The 16,302-nt window shown below is 43.9% G+C and carries 13 protein-coding genes and 1 pseudogene; 11 read left to right on the forward strand and 3 right to left on the reverse strand.

Going from position 1 to position 16,302, the window contains the following annotated elements; genetic code table 11:
• Positions 1-208 precede the first annotated feature (208 nt).
• The 5 genes and pseudogenes from EYO12_03955 (at position 209) to EYO12_03975 (ending at position 4,467) form a co-directional block, all read left to right on the forward strand.
• Entirely contained in the window at positions 209-1,258 is a 1,050-nt protein-coding gene (locus EYO12_03955; protein HIA92235.1) for a hypothetical protein, read from the forward strand.
• A 106-nt stretch (positions 1,259-1,364) separates the two neighbouring features.
• Positions 1,365-2,423, forward strand: a complete 1,059-nt coding sequence (locus tag EYO12_03960; protein HIA92236.1) for a DUF916 domain-containing protein — start codon at positions 1,365-1,367, stop codon at positions 2,421-2,423.
• A 17-nt stretch (positions 2,424-2,440) separates the two neighbouring features.
• Positions 2,441-3,805, forward strand: a complete 1,365-nt coding sequence (locus EYO12_03965; protein HIA92237.1) for a hypothetical protein — start codon at positions 2,441-2,443, stop codon at positions 3,803-3,805.
• Between the two features lie 16 nt (positions 3,806-3,821).
• On the forward strand, positions 3,822-4,208 hold the full coding sequence (locus EYO12_03970) for an HIT family protein (protein HIA92238.1): 387 nt from the start codon (positions 3,822-3,824) through the stop codon (positions 4,206-4,208).
• Between the two features lie 61 nt (positions 4,209-4,269).
• Positions 4,270-4,467, forward strand: a pseudogene (locus EYO12_03975) (XRE family transcriptional regulator).
• 699 nt (positions 4,468-5,166) lie between these two features.
• Here the strand turns inward: EYO12_03975 and EYO12_03980 are convergent.
• A complete protein-coding gene (locus EYO12_03980) occupies positions 5,167-7,845 on the reverse strand; it encodes a valine--tRNA ligase (GenBank protein HIA92239.1) in 2,679 nt (892 codons plus the stop codon).
• A 493-nt stretch (positions 7,846-8,338) separates the two neighbouring features.
• Positions 8,339-9,406, reverse strand: a complete 1,068-nt coding sequence (gene tsaD / locus EYO12_03985; GenBank protein ID HIA92240.1) for a tRNA (adenosine(37)-N6)-threonylcarbamoyltransferase complex transferase subunit TsaD — start codon at positions 9,404-9,406, stop codon at positions 8,339-8,341.
• 570 nt (positions 9,407-9,976) lie between these two features.
• On the opposite strand from tsaD, the gene EYO12_03990 reads away from it, so the two are divergent.
• From EYO12_03990 to EYO12_04000, 3 genes are read left to right on the forward strand one after another with little or no spacing between them, the layout of a single operon-like run.
• Positions 9,977-10,966 (forward strand): peptidoglycan bridge formation glycyltransferase FemA/FemB family protein, encoded by a 990-nt coding sequence (locus EYO12_03990; protein ID HIA92241.1) that lies wholly within the window; start codon positions 9,977-9,979, stop codon positions 10,964-10,966.
• A complete protein-coding gene (locus tag EYO12_03995; GenBank protein HIA92242.1) occupies positions 10,966-11,943 on the forward strand; it encodes a peptidoglycan bridge formation glycyltransferase FemA/FemB family protein in 978 nt (325 codons plus the stop codon). Before EYO12_03990 ends, EYO12_03995 begins: the two co-directional genes overlap by 1 nt.
• Before the next feature lie 30 nt (positions 11,944-11,973).
• On the forward strand, positions 11,974-13,281 hold the full coding sequence (locus tag EYO12_04000; GenBank protein HIA92243.1) for a UDP-N-acetylmuramoyl-L-alanyl-D-glutamate--2,6-diaminopimelate ligase: 1,308 nt from the start codon (positions 11,974-11,976) through the stop codon (positions 13,279-13,281).
• Positions 13,282-13,779: 498 nt separating this feature from the next.
• Here the strand turns inward: EYO12_04000 and EYO12_04005 are convergent, their stop codons facing one another.
• Entirely contained in the window at positions 13,780-14,568 is a 789-nt protein-coding gene (locus EYO12_04005; GenBank protein HIA92244.1) for an amidinotransferase, read from the reverse strand.
• Between the two features lie 69 nt (positions 14,569-14,637).
• On the opposite strand from EYO12_04005, the gene EYO12_04010 reads away from it, so the two are divergent.
• The 3 genes from EYO12_04010 (at position 14,638) to EYO12_04020 (ending at position 16,152) form a co-directional block, all read left to right on the forward strand.
• Positions 14,638-14,898, forward strand: coding sequence for a hypothetical protein (locus EYO12_04010; GenBank protein ID HIA92245.1), 261 nt, complete (start codon positions 14,638-14,640; stop codon positions 14,896-14,898).
• An 84-nt stretch (positions 14,899-14,982) separates the two neighbouring features.
• A complete protein-coding gene (locus EYO12_04015) occupies positions 14,983-15,435 on the forward strand; it encodes a hypothetical protein (protein HIA92246.1) in 453 nt (150 codons plus the stop codon).
• Positions 15,436-15,561: 126 nt separating this feature from the next.
• Positions 15,562-16,152 carry a hypothetical protein gene (locus EYO12_04020; GenBank protein HIA92247.1) on the forward strand — a complete coding sequence of 197 codons (591 nt, stop codon included), beginning with the start codon at positions 15,562-15,564 and terminating at the stop codon, positions 16,150-16,152.
• The last annotated feature ends 150 nt before the right edge of the window (positions 16,153-16,302 follow it).

Here is a 16,302-nt window from a genome sequence, read left to right on the forward strand (position 1 = left end):
GCAAAAGCACCCAAATAGAACTGGGTGCTTTTTTGGTATTTGGGTGTTTGAAGTGTCCGTTATGTATAACCAAAGTGCTAACCACGGGTTTTAGTGTTAAAATGGTGTTAAATTTTAAACATAAGCCTGTCTTATGTATGACATAGGTGTTTATGTTGAAAATTTGGATATAAAAAGAAAATGATTAGAGAGAGGGAGAAAATTGCGTATGCAAAAAACCAACCAATTATCAATCAATGCGCTTAAGGCTGTTGCCTTAGCAACGAGTGTGGTGGGCTTGTTGTTCGGTGTGTTCACGCCTGTAGCGGCAGCTCCGAGTGATGTGTCGCTTGAGCTTGGCGATTCTAGAGTCGGTGAAACAAGTACATACATTATCGACATGTCAACGATCGATACCGGTACTAATCTAGAATGTATCGAAATCGATATGGGAACAAGTATCGACGGCACGGGTTCAATCAGTGGCCTTGATACCTCAAGTTCTACATTTGATGCAACTGACTTAGTTACCTTTGGTAGCTGGTCTGTCGGCAACACTGCCAGCGCCGACCACAAGCTTCGTATAACCAATGGTGTTGGTGAAGCTCCAAGCGCTTCTGGTTCTATTACCTGGGGCGGAGTTACAAACGGTGACACGGCTGAAACAGCCTACTACGCTGTTATGTCAACCTACACCGACGCAGCATGTTCGACTACTCACGAAACATTTACAGTGGCTTTCATTTACACTGATGGCCAAATTGTTTCTGCAACAGTCGACCCAACGCTAACCTTCGACATTCAACCAGTTGCTAGCTCACAAGCAGTTGCTGGTACTACTACAACAGTTTCAACAACTGATGGTTCAATACCATTTGGTTCAATTACTGCTGTAGCGAACGGCGTAGCAGCGCATGACCTGCAAATCACTACTAACGCGTCATCTGGATACAACGTCTACCTTCGCTACACTCAACAGCTTACGAGTGCGGCAAGTGACACGATTGACGACCACACAGGAACCTATGCTTCCCCAACATCCTTCCCGGCTGCTGGTACAGAAGCCTTTGGTTTCCACACTGATGACGGTGATATAGCTGGTTTTGGTGCAAGTAACTTTGCGGCTTTTAAAACTAGTAACGAAGTCGTAATGACAAACACTGTCGCTGCAACATCTGCAGAGACAAACCGAGTTGGCTACCAAATTGGTATAGCCACCACAACTGAGAGCGGTACGTATACGACCACTCTTATTTACACAGCAGTCCCGACGTACTAACGCTGACGTAACGGCGTAGTACGCCTGACAACAAAGGTGGGCAATTTGCAAACTTGCTTACGCTTAAGGTAAACTTAATATAAAATTAACAGAGGTAAATTTGCTTATGGTAACTACACTTCGTCGCTCGCTAGCTTTGCTTGGGCTAATCGCGGCAGTAACGCTCGTAGCGTTATTCAATCTATCATCAACAAGCGCACAAGACGCAGAACCAGGAAATGCGCTGAGTATTTCCCCGTTCAAATTCGAACTTGACGCCAATCCTGGCGATTCAATCGAACGCACAATTCGTGTAACTAACAATGCTGATGTGCAACAAGATATTTCAATCTTGGTTAAAAACTTCACTGCTGACGGTGAAGAAGGACAGGTTAATCTAACAGAAGACGCTACTTCGTACTCTATTGCAGAGTGGGTAACCGTCAACAAGTCTGAAAGTACAATTCCTGGCCGTACGTCAGAAACATACACGTTTACAATTGACGTTCCAGAAAACGCTGAACCAGGCGGACACTTTGGATCAGTCGTATTTGCAACTGACCCAGTAGAGGTTGAAGGTGATCAGAGTGGTGCCACAGTAAGTGGTGAAATCGCTGCCCTTCTGCTCGTACGAATCGATGGTGACATCGAAGAAGAAATTAGTGTTGCATCTTTCGAAGCTGGTGTCGTTACAACCGACGCTAACGACGATGAAGTATTCGACGAAAAATCTTCTTTCGAAAATGGTCCTGTGACATTTGAAACTCGTTTTAAAAACGACGGTAATGTTCACTTAGCTCCAACCGGTACGATCACCATTAAGAACATGTTCGGTAGCGTAGTTGAAACACTGCAGCTTGAAGAGCAAAACGTTCTACCCGACGCCGTACGACGTTCACTCGCTGAATGGGACCCAGGTTTCTCAGTTGGAACATACACAGCTGAACTTGAGGCAACCTATGGTGAAAACAGTACAGTTATTACCGCAGAAACCTCATTCACTATCTTCCCATGGAAGGTACTTGTGCCAGTATTCTTAGCAGTTGTTGCTGTTATCGTGGTACTTGTCAAAGGACGAGGACGAATCGCAAGTGCATTCAAAGCTCTTGAAGGTAAAAATACTGCTGACGCCCCTAAAAAGCCTGCAGCAAATAAAGACGACACTAGCAGCAAAGACAATAGCTAGAAGTTGTTAGGATTAAGGTGTTTTTACATCGTACATCCGTAGTAAAAGTGTGCTATCTACTGGGTAGCACACTTTTTGCTATTGCCCTGTTTCTACTCGGAAGCAGCCACGTCCATGGGCAAACTACGCCTGTAGAACTGGTTGTTCCTGACACGGTACTCATTATTAGCGGTAAAACGGCGCCGAATTCCTTCGTAACCATTAAACGTGGCAAAGCTGTTATTAGCACCTTGCAGTCTGATTCCAATGGTGATTTTTCACAAAGTATTGGTGCTCAACCATTTGGGGCGCAGACGATATCGATTTTTTCACGCGATCAAGAAGGCGTGGCTACCGACACTGTGAGCCAAGCTATACACATAGAACCGCAAACCGACACCTATATAGACTTTTTCTTGCCACCAACACTTACGCTGAGTACTGCTAACATTCAAGAAGGTTCTGATCTAACCGTACGCGGCACGGGCTACCCAAACAGTACCGTCGAGATAAACATAGACAATAATTATTTCCTGCAGGTCAAAACCGATGCCTCAGGCAGATGGCAATCTGTAGTTAGTACCGACAACTTTTTTATTGGCAAGCACACAGTTAACGCTCTTGTAGTTGATTCAATCGGCTCGCAAAGCGCCCGAACATTATCTCGAGTATTTACTGTCTTTGGCGATCCTAATCCACCGCTAGAAGCAAAAATTCCCGTTATCACCAGCCCCTACGACGGCCAGCGCTTTGGAACGCGCAATATTGTTGTAAGTGGTAGTGCGCAAGAAAATGTTCGAATCGAGCTTTTTAGCGACGGCGAACTTGTGGGATCGATTTTTAGTAATAGCCACGGGCGTTGGAGCATACCATTATCGCTGTACGGCTCAAGTGCTTCCCTACGGGCTCGTGAATGTGTCGGCGGTGTGTGTGGCCAGTTCTCGGACACTGTCGATATAACCTTTGTTGGCGATGCGCCGGCAGATGGACTGCGGCTATCGCTGAACGACTACAGTTTAACGACGCGCCTCAACGACAAACTCAAGGTAAATGCCCGCATAAGTGACGGCAACGAACCGTATGAGCTGTACGTAGAGTGGGGCGACGGACTGTTTACTCGTCGCACCCAATTACAAGAAGGCGTAAATGTGCTCGATCATTCGTATTTCGATGTCGGCTACTATAACGCTACTATTACCGCGACCGACCAGGACGGAAATACTACTATCCAATTCTTCACTGTTGAGGTGATACCGGCTGAAGGTGGCGTGATTGCAAATATATGGTGGGTGTTTCTAGCGGCTTTCTTAATCGTTTACAGTATCGAGCATTATTGGCGGACTCACTGGTATCACAAACGACGCAAAACAGAAGTAAAAGGGCCAAAACACATTCCTTTTTAATTGGTATACTTGCTATATGTCAGACTCTATTTTTACCAAAATTATCAATCGTGAAATTCCAGCGTTTATTCCGTACGAAGATGATCAGCATATTGTAATTTTTGATATTAATCCACGGGCCTTTGGCCACCTCTTGGTGATACCTAAGCAGCCGTATCGCTGGTTTTTGGATATGCCAGAGCCAGAATATGCTCAATTAATGAAAGTCGCACAACAAGTAGCCAAGCAATTAAAAGATGCTACTGAAGCTGAGTTTATCCAAGTAGGAATAGTTGGCGATGAAGTTCCGCATGTTCACGTGCACTTGATCCCCCGCTCAGCTGGTGACGACACGCGGATTAGTGCGTTTAACGAAACCAAAAGCAAAGAGTTGTCGGACACGTTAGCGACTGCATTAGCATAAGTTCGAAAATACTACCATACCGTAACTAGCATAATACTACTAGCAATGTTATGCTAGTAGTATGAATTCTCAAGACTTTGCAACTCGACTCATTGAGCTGCGCCGCCAAACAGGTTTAAGCCAAGAAGATTTGGCCTACAAAGCAGATATTTCTTATTCTGCTGTGTCTAAGCTGGAGCAAGGTACAATAAAGAATCCCTCTATTTGGACTGTTTTAAGCCTCTGTGAGGCACTTTCTATAGGACTCGATGAAATGCTTATGATCGGTACAAAAACAGCCTCTAACGCCCAAAAAGCAGCCCCAGCACCGATTACATTGGTGGTCTTCGATTTACATGGGGTTTTAATCGAAGGACTCGACGATCTATTCCCTGCTATGGCGAGTAAATTTAACGTTGATCCGCATAGATTAGAGGAATTATTTTGGCAATTTGACGATGATGTTGCACTGGGGAAGCTGAGTGTAGAGATTTTAAACGAGCGAATTCGCCGCATACTAAACATTCCACAGTTCAATTACTTTGAGTTTTACGTTGAGCATTTTCAACAACACTCCCCTATTCAAAGCGTATTACAACAAATCAAAGCAAGTGGACGAAAAGTCGCACTATTAACCATGATTTACCCAGAAGCTTATGGCTTGCTTGAGAAAATAGGGAAAGTTCCGCCATTAGCCGACTTTGATGCAACGGCGTTTTCTTACGACATTGGCGAGCAAAAACCAGACAATGAATATTATCGAGCGATTGAATCCAAAACAGGGGTAGAGAGTCGGCAGATTCTGTATATTGATGACACTAAGCTAAATATAGACCATGCTCAAAAACATGGCTGGCAGACTGCTTTATATGATCAAGCCTGCTTCGAAGACGGCTTAAAAGAGATAAACCAATACCTAGGTCTATAGACAGGTTTGTGGCCCTCTATCTTCCAGCTTCTATCTTCTATCTATCTAAATTTAGTATTGGCTCTGTGATTTGATTATTTGCTCCAGGTTTTCAATCTGTTCTTCAAGCCGTTGTATGTAGTTTTTGACCGACAGCAAGTTGTCTTTTGTTTCTTGTACAAGTTCTTTTGGCGCTTTGGCGACGTAATTTTTGTCATCTAAACGATTTTGCAGGCCAGTTTGTTTTTTCTTCTGCTCATCACGACGTTTTATAAGTTTAAACAAGTATGTCCGAGTAATATTGCTTTCAACATCAAGCCAACATTCAATATTAGTTTTAGTTAAGTGAATTCCACTGCCATCATCGACTTGTTTTAAGGACTGAACACCGGTCATTTTTACAATTGTTGGCCCCATAGTGTCTAAAAATTCACTACTTCGGTAGTACAGGCGTGTTTGATTTAACTGTAGGTCAGCGCCAAGTTCTCGCACTTCTGTAACGATATTTATTAGCTCTTCAAAATCACTGGCTTTTTTGGCGTCAGCTAATTTTTGAGCTTGCGGCCAGTTGGAGGTAATGAGTTGTTTGCTGTCGCCAAATGTTTCCCACAGCACCTCTGTTATAAATGGCGCAATTGGGTGTAGTAATTTTAAAATAGTTCGATACATGTCAGCTAAAAGAGGCCCATTTATTTGAGCTTTCGATGCTTCGATATACCAGTCTGCGAAATCATCCCACACTAAGGAGTAGATGGTTTGCCCGGCGTCGCTAATGCGGTAATTTTGCAAGTTGTCGGTAACATCGCTAATTGCAGCTTGGATTTTGTTGTACATCCAAGCATCTGCACCGGTAATAACTTTAGCCTGAGCCGTGCGATCAGACTCGTCTACAGTTACTTCTATAAAACGGCCGATATTCCATAGTTTGTTACAGAAGTTTCGATAGCCAGCGATTTTTTCTTTGTAGAGCTTATTGTCATTGCCGGGTGTTTGCCCAATAACCATAGATAACCGCAGGGCATCAGCACCAAATTCTGGAATTATTTCTAAGGGGTCAATGGTTGTTTCGGGGTTAGATTTACTCATTTTTGAGCCATCACGCGTGCGAACCATCCCGTGCAGGTACACGTTCTTAAACGGTGTTTCTCCAGTTGCGTAGGTAGTCATTAATATCATTCGTGCTACCCAGAAAAATATAATGTCATAGCCGGTTTCCAGTAGTGTGGTGGGGTGGAATTTTTTAAAATCTGGCGATTTTTTAAATAGCTTGTCGAGGCTAACTGCTGGGTCGGCTGCAAGGTCTTGGTCAACCAAGGTGCTCCAGGTCCAGGTAGCAGAGCTAAACCAGGTGTCGAGCGTGTCTTCGTCTTGTTTCCACCCTTCCCCTTCTGGCGGAGTGACACCAACGTACACTTCCCTGTTACCAATTATAGTTTTGTCCTTGTGGTCATCTTCAGTAATTGGGCGATACCAGGCTGGTATTCGGTGACCCCACCAGATCTGTCGACTAATGCACCAGTCGTGGAGGTTGTTGATCCAATTAAAATAGATCTTATTAAAACGATCAGGAATAAGTTTCGTGTCGCCGGACTCGACAACATCAAGCATGACTTCTTTTAAGCTACGATTTTTATGCTTCCACTTAAGGGCTGGTTTATTGACATCTATAAACCATTGTTCACGTATTTGCGGCTCAATAACCCCTTTACCTCGACTGTTTATAGCAATGCGATGGGTGTACTTTTCATCTGTTTTAACCAATAGGCCAAGGCTATCAAGCTTTTCAACAATTTTCGGTCGAGCGTCAGCAATGTGTTGGCCTTTAAACTCCCCTGCTATCGGCAGTAATGTTCCATCTAAGTCAATTATCTGTTCGTAGTCTAAATTGTGCCGCTGGGCGATTTCGTAGTCAGTGTGATCGTGCCATGGAGTGATGGTCATGACCCCTGTTCCAAACTCAGGGTCAATCGCTTCATCTTTAATTACAGTGGCGGTAATTTTGCCGTTAATCCAATCAGCCTCAAATGTGTCGCCGTGCTTGTATTTACTGTAGCGTTCGTCGTCTGGGTGCATAACTACGTACTTATCGCCAAACTTGGTTTCTGGTCGAGCGGTGCCAATTTCAAACGGTCCATATTTTATGGTGTAGAAAGGAGTTGTGGCATCTTTGTGCTCTACCTCGTCGTCGGACACGTTTGTTTGTAGGTTTGGATCCCAATTTACAATGCGATCACCTCTGTAAATCAAGCCGTCTTCGTACATTTGGGCAAATAGTTTTGTCACAATTGAATTTTGGGCTTGGCCCATGGTGTAGCGTTCTCGCGACCAGTCCACAGAAGCCCCTGTTGCGCGGATTTGATTGCGAATAGTCGCTTGGCTATCATCCACAAATTCGTGAATTTTTTCTAATAGCCCTTCCCTGCCTAGTTCCTTTCTGGGGTCAGCAGTTCCTTCAGCTCGTAGCTTGTTTATAACCACATTTTCAGTAGCTATTGCAGCGTGGTCTGTGCCGGGCACCCACACTGTTTCTCTGCCCTGCATGCGGGCAAAACGAACGAACGTGTCCTCAATAGCGATCATTACGGCGTGTCCAAGGTGAAGTGTTCCAGTGGCGTTTGGAGGGGGCAGAACAATACTAAACGGCTCGCCTTTCCCTTTAACAGGCTTAAAAGCACCTGATTCTTCCCAGGCTTTATAAATATTTTCTTCGTAATCCTTTGCGGAATATGTTTTTGGCAAACTCATAGTCATGCACTAGTATCTCGTATCTGTTCCTGACTATCAAGCTAAGTAAACAGTTGGCGGAGAGTACAGAGGGCAGAGAGCTGATATCGAATACTATCTTTAGTTGAATTTTCGTGTGAAATGAAAAAACCAACAAAAGCCTCTATTTCAAGGAACCTCCGTTGGCTAAAACCGTTTTTGCCACCCAAAAGGGTGGGGTTTTTGTTTTCATACTTATTGTATACCCGCCGTATTATTTTGCAAAGGGCTTATGGTTGAAAACTATATAAACAGGGCGTATGTTTTTACATATGAGTAACCCAAACACCGTATCTAATCCTGATTCACTACGTAGTTATCAGCAGGACTATTTAAATCTAGTAAACAACATAGGTTCTCTGAGTACAATTCACTCACAAGAGCCGGCGCCCGGTACGCATTTTGTACCAGTTAAAGTTATTGAAAAAATACCTAATGGTCTAAGACCATAAACGCGCACAACGGCCCAAGGTAGCAGTAGTTACATCGACCAACTTGGCTTAATGTCTAAATCATATGGATTATCTGGATCGTTATGTTGAGCGTAGTAAAAACCGAGGGCCGCCATCATTGCTGCGTTATCTGTACAGAGGCTCATTGGGGCGTATTGAATGTCGTAGTTTGGAAGTTGATTTTTTAGCTCAGACCGCAACAATTTATTAGCTGCTACGCCGCCAGCAATTACTACAGATCGTGGACGAAATTCTTCAGTGGCTTTTTTAGTATTTCTCACAAGCGTTTCAATTGCAGTAGCTTGAAAGCTCGCAGCTATGTCAGATACGTGCTGATCTGTTAATTGGTCAGCGATTTGAAATGAAGGAAAGGAGTAATCTTCGCCAATAAGTTGTTGGCTCTTGCGCAACACAGCGGTTTTTAGCCCTGAAAAAGAAAAGTTATACGGATTATCTAGCTTTGATATTGGAAAATCGAATGCTTTTGGATCTCCTTCTGTCGCACGGTTGCTAATACTCGGACCACCAGGGTAGGGAAGACCAATAATTTTTGCGACTTTATCGAAGGCTTCGCCAATTGCATCGTCTTGGGTTTGACCAAGTAGCTTATATTCGAGGTATGAATTAAACAAAACCAGTTGCGAGTGACCACCACTTACAATCAGTGCTAGCAACGGGAACTGCGGGGGAGCAGTAGGGAGGTTTAAAGACTCGAGGCCATTTTTACCTCTGGTAATCATGTTGGCAAATACATGTCCAAGTACGTGATGTAGCCCATAGATAGGCTTTTGTTTTGTAATGGCTAGCGTGCGAGCAGCCATGCTGCCAATAAGCAGGGAACCAGATAAGCCGGGGCCTTTTGTAAGGGCAATACCGTCAATGTCTGTCCATTGGCAATTGGCTTCTTGTAGTGCTTTTTCAATAACAGGAGCAATAACTTCTACATGTGAGCGAGCTGCTACCTCTGGTACTACGCCACCAAATTCTTTGTGAATATCAATTTGGCTAATAACTACATGAGACAGCAAAATAGAGCCGTCTTCTACAACTGCGGCTGCGGTTTCATCGCAACTGGATTCAATTCCCAATATTTTCATACGAAATGTAGTATATCACCTCTGTGAATTTGTTTAGGTGTAAGCTGTCGCTTACTAAAACTAATACTCCATTTGTACAGACAAACGGAACCCAAAACTGCTGGGCGATTCATTTAATTCTTTATGTGTTGTTAGTTATTAAAACGTTCTCAATAAGAGTACTTGATGTAAAAGCGCTCCCAGCACTTTTACTCAGGCACGCTTCTCTCGGTGAGGATCACACGTTTTGAATAACAACATTCACATCAGGAACTAAATGTTTTATGCCCAGACCCAAGCGAGCGAAGCTCGCTAACCCACTCCGAAAGCTTCCTGATCAGCGAGCGTTAAAAATACAATTTAAGCGAAGAACTCTGTATGAAGTAATCAAACAAAAATATAGTCAGACCGACTGAAAGGAGTTGTTCTGAGCATTGTATTTATTAACAAGCGAGATGATAAAGAAGGTTGAGTGTGGTCGTGTTTTTGGCTTCCGTTTTTGATGAGACAAAAATGGAAGGATGCTGAGAAGCGTAGCTTGCCTATTAAAAATCATTAAAATATAAATTTTTACCATGTAAACTATTGGTAATGCCCAAAAAACCCGCACATGATCATTTATTAAATACCGTTGCCTGGCGCACGTACCGCGCAAACCATAATTGGCCTAACGAAGCTATTGAGTTGCCGTACTACCAAGATCAGGTCGTTTTTAGCCGATCTATGCCGTTGGTTGGGCCGATAAACGTAATTGCCGCTCAAGAACAAAAACTAAAAGTTAAAGATATCGATGACTTTACCGAACAACTAAAGTCAAACCTTAACGGAGCTGTCGCGAAGTGCTGGTTTACGCAAAAGTTTGACGAACGAATAGCCGCCAATTTAGTCAAAGAAGGTTGGGTGCCGTGTAAACACCCAGTTTCTACAGTGAGCGAGCTCAAAATAGACCTCGCACAAGGCGCTGAGGCGCTGCGTGCCAGTCTAGACAAGAAAACTCGTTACAAACTACGCAAGGCTGAAAAAGCGGGCATAGAAGTGAGCATGAGCAGTGGCGATGCCACAGACATTGAAGAATTAGCTACGTTGGTAGAGATTACCAAAGACAGAAGCAGCAGTGGCGTGCGCAGTATGCAACAAATGCGGGAAGCGTGGGATTTGTTTAAACAGCATGATCAGCTGCGTATTTGGAAGGCCACCCATGATGGCAAGGTTTTAAACGCGATTGCAGTAGTTATGACTCAAGATACGGTTTGGAACCGTGACAGCGGTAGCTTGCGGGGCTTTAATAAATTAAATGCACCACTGTATTTACGCTGGAAAATCGCCGAACACTATGCCAATGAAGGCAAGCGAAAAACCTATAACTTGATGGGTGTTTCGCCTAAGTCGCACCGCGATGCGGGCAGACCACATACACTTGACGGTGTTACTAAATTCAAACAATCATTTAATCCTCATATCAGTGACAGTTTAGGAGTATTCGAGCTTCCACTTGATGCTAAGTTATATAAACGATTTAAAACATTAGAGCCGTGGATTCTACGGTATTACTTTAGAATCAAAAAGGAATACTGGTATTAATGGCTAAACCAACGCAAAAAAATATTCTCAACAACTCGGGCTACATTCGCTTCAAGCAAGCTCATGGCTGGGAGTACCAACAACTGGAACTAAACGAGCTACCAGCGGCCAATTTATGTGTTCGTACCATGCCGGGTGTGGGTAGAGTTGGCATGATTCAGGCGTACACCAACGAGCTTAATGCTAAAGAGCTGGGGCAATTCACTAAGCAGCTCAAACAGCTTAATCTTCAAGTTGTTAAGGTGTTTTTCGTTCAGCCATTCGACAAAAAAACCTTTAAACGTCTTGACGATTTGGGTTGGAAACCAGCTAATCATCCAAAAGTGCCTCGTTCTGTGATGATTTTAACTCTCGGTAAAGATTTTGAAGAAACTTCTACTCAGTTTACTAAGCAGGGGCGATACGAAGCTCGCAAAGGCGCTAAAGAGGAAGTAGTTGTTGAAGAGCTCGAAGTAAATCAGCCTAACTATCAGCGTCTACTGCCCTTAATTGAAGCCACCTACAAACGAGCAGGGATACATCGGTCAATGAAAGAAAAAACTCGTGGCTGGGACGAATACGCTAAAGATGGTTCATTGCGTTTTTTTATAGCACACGCAGAAGGGGAAGACTTAGCCTGCGCAACACTCGTTCGTGATGCCGACACCGCCTGGTATTTAGATGGCGGCAGTGTGCCATATCGCAACCAGCTTTATGCAACACAAGTCTTGCAAAATGCTGTCATTAAAGCCGCTCAAGAGTCTGGCGTAAAATATTATGACTTTCTAGGCGTTACACCTAAGGTTGTCCGCGAAACAGGCAAGCAACACTCCATGGACGGTGTCACCAAGTTTAAGCAAAAGTTTTGTAGTGACTTTTACGATTATATTGGGGTCTACGAGTTACCAATTAAAACAAAAAATTACGCAGTATTTAAAAAACTAGAACGCTACTATGTTGCAATTTTTAAGCGGTTAACAGGGAAGTACTGGTATTGATACAATAGTTCATATCAGGAGGAAATAATCATGGGTGTGTTCAAAACATACAGCAGTATAAAGTCAGCAGTTAAAAAATTCATTCCTGATTCGGTATTTAAGGCTTTGGTGAACCCGTTTCATTGGCTGGAAACCGTAGTAGCAATGGCTATTAATGGTTTTCCGCAACGGGGAATACGTTTTGTGGGAATCACAGGAACAAATGGTAAAACCACTACAGCAATAATGATTACCAAAATCTTAGAAGAAGATGGTTATAGTGTTGGTTTAAATTCAACAGCGGTAATCGGCTTTAAGGGAATGTATCATGACAATACCTTTGCTCTAACCACTGCTAATCCGTTCCAGATTCATAAATTACTCAAGCAAATGCGCCGCGAAGGAGTTGATACTGTCGTTATGGAAGTGGCCTCACATGCTCTGGTTCAGCACCGAGTCTGGGGATTAAAATTCGAGACAGTTGTTTTTACTAATCTAAGTCGCGACCACTTGGACTACCACAAAACAATGGAAAATTATGCCAGCGCAAAAGGGAAGCTATTTAGTAATTATCCAAAACTGTCAGTTATCAATAAAGACGATGAGTGGTTTAAGTTTTTTGATCAATACGACGCTGAGCAAAAGATTAGCTTTGGCACCGATAAAGCAGCCGACTGCAGAATTACAAAAGCCAAATTAAGCCAGAAGGGCAGCAAACTCACCTTTAAATTAGAAGACCGTGAAGCAGACATAAAACTGAACATTCCGGGTAAATATAATGCCTATAACGCTCTTGCAGCAGCAAGTGCAGCCTATGGAATGGGAGTTGGCGTCGATACTATTCGGGCTGGTTTAGAAAAAATTGACGCCATACCTGGCCGGACGCAAATCATCGACGAAGGACAAGACTTTGTGGTGATAATCGACCATGCTCACACCGAAGACGCCTTAGAAAACCTACTTACAACAGTGCGGTCAACACTAAAAGGACGTTTGATTTGTATAATCGGCGCCGACGGCGATCGCGATCCAACTAAACGTCAGCCATTGGGTAAAATTGCCGCCGAAAACAGCGAACTCGTCATTGTTACAGATCAAGAACCCTACACCGAAGATCCCGAAAAAGTTCGAAAGGCAGTCTTAAAAGGCGCAAAAACTGTTGAACTTGGTGTTGTAGTAAAAGAGATAGCCGATCGCAAGGAAGCTATAAAAGAGGCGTTGCGGTTTGCTAAAAAAGACGATGTTGTAGTTATTCCAGGGCTTGGAAATCAATTAACACGTGGTGTAGCCGACGGCAAAATGGACTGGGACGAGAGAGAGGTTACAACTGAGCTTTTGAAAGAGCTATTAGAGGAATAATTTAATAGAATTATTAAGCAAACTGTCGTTTGCGATTAATGTTCCATTTGTGCAGACAAACGGAACCCAAAACTGCTGGGCGGAGTCACTTTTCTTTATTATTTGTTGCTAATTTAAATTGTTCTCATTCAGAGTGCATTCAATCAATAAGCCCCCAGCTTATTGAAGAAGCACACTTCACTCGGTGAGGTTCACACAATTTGAATCACAACATCTAATCAGGAAAACTGTCTTTTGTGCCCAGACCCAGCGAGCGAAACTCGCACTGCAGCTAATCCACTCCGAAACCTTCCTGATGAAGAACGTATCAATAACAATTGTTCGAAGGGCGAGGACCACAAATGTGAGATTACGAACATTTTCTCGCAGCCAATTGTTATTTATACAAGAGAATCATAACGAAGAGTGAGTGTGGTGATCTTTTGGCTCCACCGTTTTGATCACTCAAAATGGTAGAAATGGATGCAAGCGCCAGCTTGCTTAAACTATTTTTAAAAACTATCTTAACGTCAGGGTTAAACACTTTATCCCACCACCGGATTTTTTGAATTCATTGATTTTTATAGCATGGGTATTAAAACCAGCGTTGCTAATGTCTTGAATAAGCTGTGGTGCGTCGGCGCTGATAACTACGTTGTTGCCGTCGCTAAACGTATTTAGGCCAAAGCCGATGGCGTCGGGCTCGCTGGCAATAATTACCGTACCTGCGAGTGCTTTAAGTTTTTCTTGTGCTTCTGGTGAAAAGGCGCCAGGGAAGTAGGCTAATGTGTCGTCGTTTAGCACAGTTAAACAAGTGTCGATGTGATAAAATCGTGGATCGACAAGTTCAAGTGAAATAACCTCTTGGTCTGTGAAAGTATTCTGTAGCTCTTGATGAGACGCAAGGTCAGACCTAAACCCGTGCCCCGCTAAAATTTTGTTTCCAAAAAGTAGTGCGTCACCTTCGCCTTCAAAGTCAGCATGCGGGATAGTTGTCTGCGAGTAGCCATTTTGAGTAAACCAATGCTTAAACAATTGAGTTTCAGGTTGGCGCTCAGGGAATTTAAATCGAGGTAACACCACTTTGCCATCGATAACTAACGCTCCATTAGCGGTAAACACCATGTCCGGCAAGCCGCTTACTCCATCAATAAGTTGAATGTTATAGCCAAGAAAGTTATAAATCTCAAAAAGCTCAATCCATTGTTGTTTGGCGCGCTGTGTATTAACGGGAGTGTCCGTTTTCATCCAGGCATTAATTTCGTAGCTAACTTCAAAATAATCTGGTCGGCACATAAGTATATTCATAAGCTATAAGTGTAAATTAACATTGCATAATCGACTAAATGTTTTTTAAATGTGCTATATTATCTGTTAATGACAAGTCCAGAATCACCCAAACCAACAGTTGAGGAACGAGCTTTACAGGCCTTTAAAGAGTCTGTTGAAAGAATGGCCCGTGAAACTTTATCAGGGGCAGAGGAGCATACTTCAGAGGCTGTAGCATATTACAAACACCCCGACCGGACAGACGGAGAGCGAGTTGCATTTGCACTAGGAAGCCTAGTCGGCTCTTATGTCGAAGCGCTAAGGTTTGCCTCACTAGTTGACGCCGACATTGGTGCTAGTCTCTTATAATATTGACTAACAGTCAATATAATGCTATTGTTTATTTATTAATTCACAAATTCACAAAAACAAAAAAAGGATATAAAAATAAAAATGGAACAATTACCAGCACCCTCAAGTGAAGTTCAAAATATAATCGATAGCGATAATTTTACAGTCAACGAGATAGATGCGTTTGAAAGCGGCGCTCAAGCTTTATCAGAGTCGGCTACTCCAGAAGATCGTACTGAAGCCTTTCAGTTAGTAGTAGATTCATCAGATGAGCCTGACTTAGCTCGCTTTCGGCGCTACCTTAATGCACGAAGACAAGATGATTCTGTAAGTGAACAGATGAATGCAGCCTATTTTGATGAAACATCCCCACCGCCCAACTCAAAACTACAAGATGCTGTCGAATATGGAGAAAGCACCGTGTCGCGGAAAATTGATGTCGTTAACAAGACAAAAGATGCTGTCAAAATTTTTGTTGATAACCGAGGTATCGTGCATTCGAATAAGGCAGAGGCTCTTACTACCGAGCGTACTTACGATAAACTAGCGCACTAAACCAAAAATCGCCCAGTATTTAATTAAATACTAATATTGAATTATTTATAAAAATATGATATAAATACAACACCCTAGGTGAACCAAAGGACTTCTCTGGTTTGCTTCCCCTATCAAGGAAAGGGTGTGATTGAGTTGCGTAAGCACCTCACGTTCTTGTCCATCGACTACCCTGTAGCACTGGCTGGCTTGTTGGCCCTTGGACTGGCGTTCGTCATGCTCCTGGCCACACCAGCGCATGCGCAGCGTCCACCAAGCGAAGAGCCGCCTCCAGCGTCCTGCGCTGGCGTCGACCAGGACATCATCGAGATGCCGGTTGACGTTGCGGTTGCCAGCTTCTACGGCGGCAACGGTCTGGTCTCATCCGACTATCTCGTCGCCGATGCGCTGGCTCCGGCCGCACCTGTGCGTCGTGCTGTGGCGTCGACCTTCGCTGCCGACACGCCCGACCTACCAAGGTCCACCGTCGAGATGCTCGAGCACTACGCTTCGCTCTACCACGACCTTGGTATCGTTATCATCGGTGGCACCGCCGCCGTTGACGACCTGCAGGCCCAGCGTATCGCCGACCTGGCTGCTGACCTGGGAGCTCCCGATGTGCGCGTTATGCGCATCGCCGGCGAGACTGGTCTCGACACCGCCGCAATGGTAGGCTGCGTAGTTGCAGCGAAGGCCCGGTACACGTTCGAGAACTCCACGTACTCCAGCCTGCGCTAGGGCTACCTGCCAACGCCTGTTACTAGAGGAAGAAGTTGAATGACATGAACTCACTACAAACAACCCCGCTACGCTGGTCGCTCACGCGACATCAATTTACAGCAACAGCGGGGTTCATACTTTTTACCTAGTTATATAAATACTTCACTG

Source organism: Candidatus Saccharibacteria bacterium, from assembly GCA_012965045.1.
Lineage (GTDB): Bacteria > Patescibacteriota > Saccharimonadia > Saccharimonadales > DTSZ01 > DTSZ01.

What these genes read in the sequence shown, in the direction of transcription:
- EYO12_03990 (HIA92241.1), top strand. Translation starts at nt 9,977, where the DNA reads ATGCCCAAAAAACCCGCACATGATCATTTATTAAATACCGTTGCCTGG.
- EYO12_04010 (HIA92245.1), top strand. Translation starts at nt 14,638, where the DNA reads ATGACAAGTCCAGAATCACCCAAACCAACAGTTGAGGAACGAGCTTTA.
- EYO12_03970 (HIA92238.1), top strand. Translation starts at nt 3,822, where the DNA reads ATGTCAGACTCTATTTTTACCAAAATTATCAATCGTGAAATTCCAGCG.
- EYO12_03955 (HIA92235.1), top strand. Translation starts at nt 209, where the DNA reads ATGCAAAAAACCAACCAATTATCAATCAATGCGCTTAAGGCTGTTGCC.
- EYO12_04015 (HIA92246.1), top strand. Translation starts at nt 14,983, where the DNA reads ATGGAACAATTACCAGCACCCTCAAGTGAAGTTCAAAATATAATCGAT.
- EYO12_03980 (HIA92239.1), bottom strand. Translation starts at nt 7,845, where the DNA reads ATGACTATGAGTTTGCCAAAAACATATTCCGCAAAGGATTACGAAGAA.
- EYO12_03995 (HIA92242.1), top strand. Translation starts at nt 10,966, where the DNA reads ATGGCTAAACCAACGCAAAAAAATATTCTCAACAACTCGGGCTACATT.
- EYO12_04000 (HIA92243.1), top strand. Translation starts at nt 11,974, where the DNA reads ATGGGTGTGTTCAAAACATACAGCAGTATAAAGTCAGCAGTTAAAAAA.
- EYO12_03960 (HIA92236.1), top strand. Translation starts at nt 1,365, where the DNA reads ATGGTAACTACACTTCGTCGCTCGCTAGCTTTGCTTGGGCTAATCGCG.
- EYO12_04005 (HIA92244.1), bottom strand. Translation starts at nt 14,568, where the DNA reads ATGAATATACTTATGTGCCGACCAGATTATTTTGAAGTTAGCTACGAA.
- tsaD (HIA92240.1), bottom strand. Translation starts at nt 9,406, where the DNA reads ATGAAAATATTGGGAATTGAATCCAGTTGCGATGAAACCGCAGCCGCA.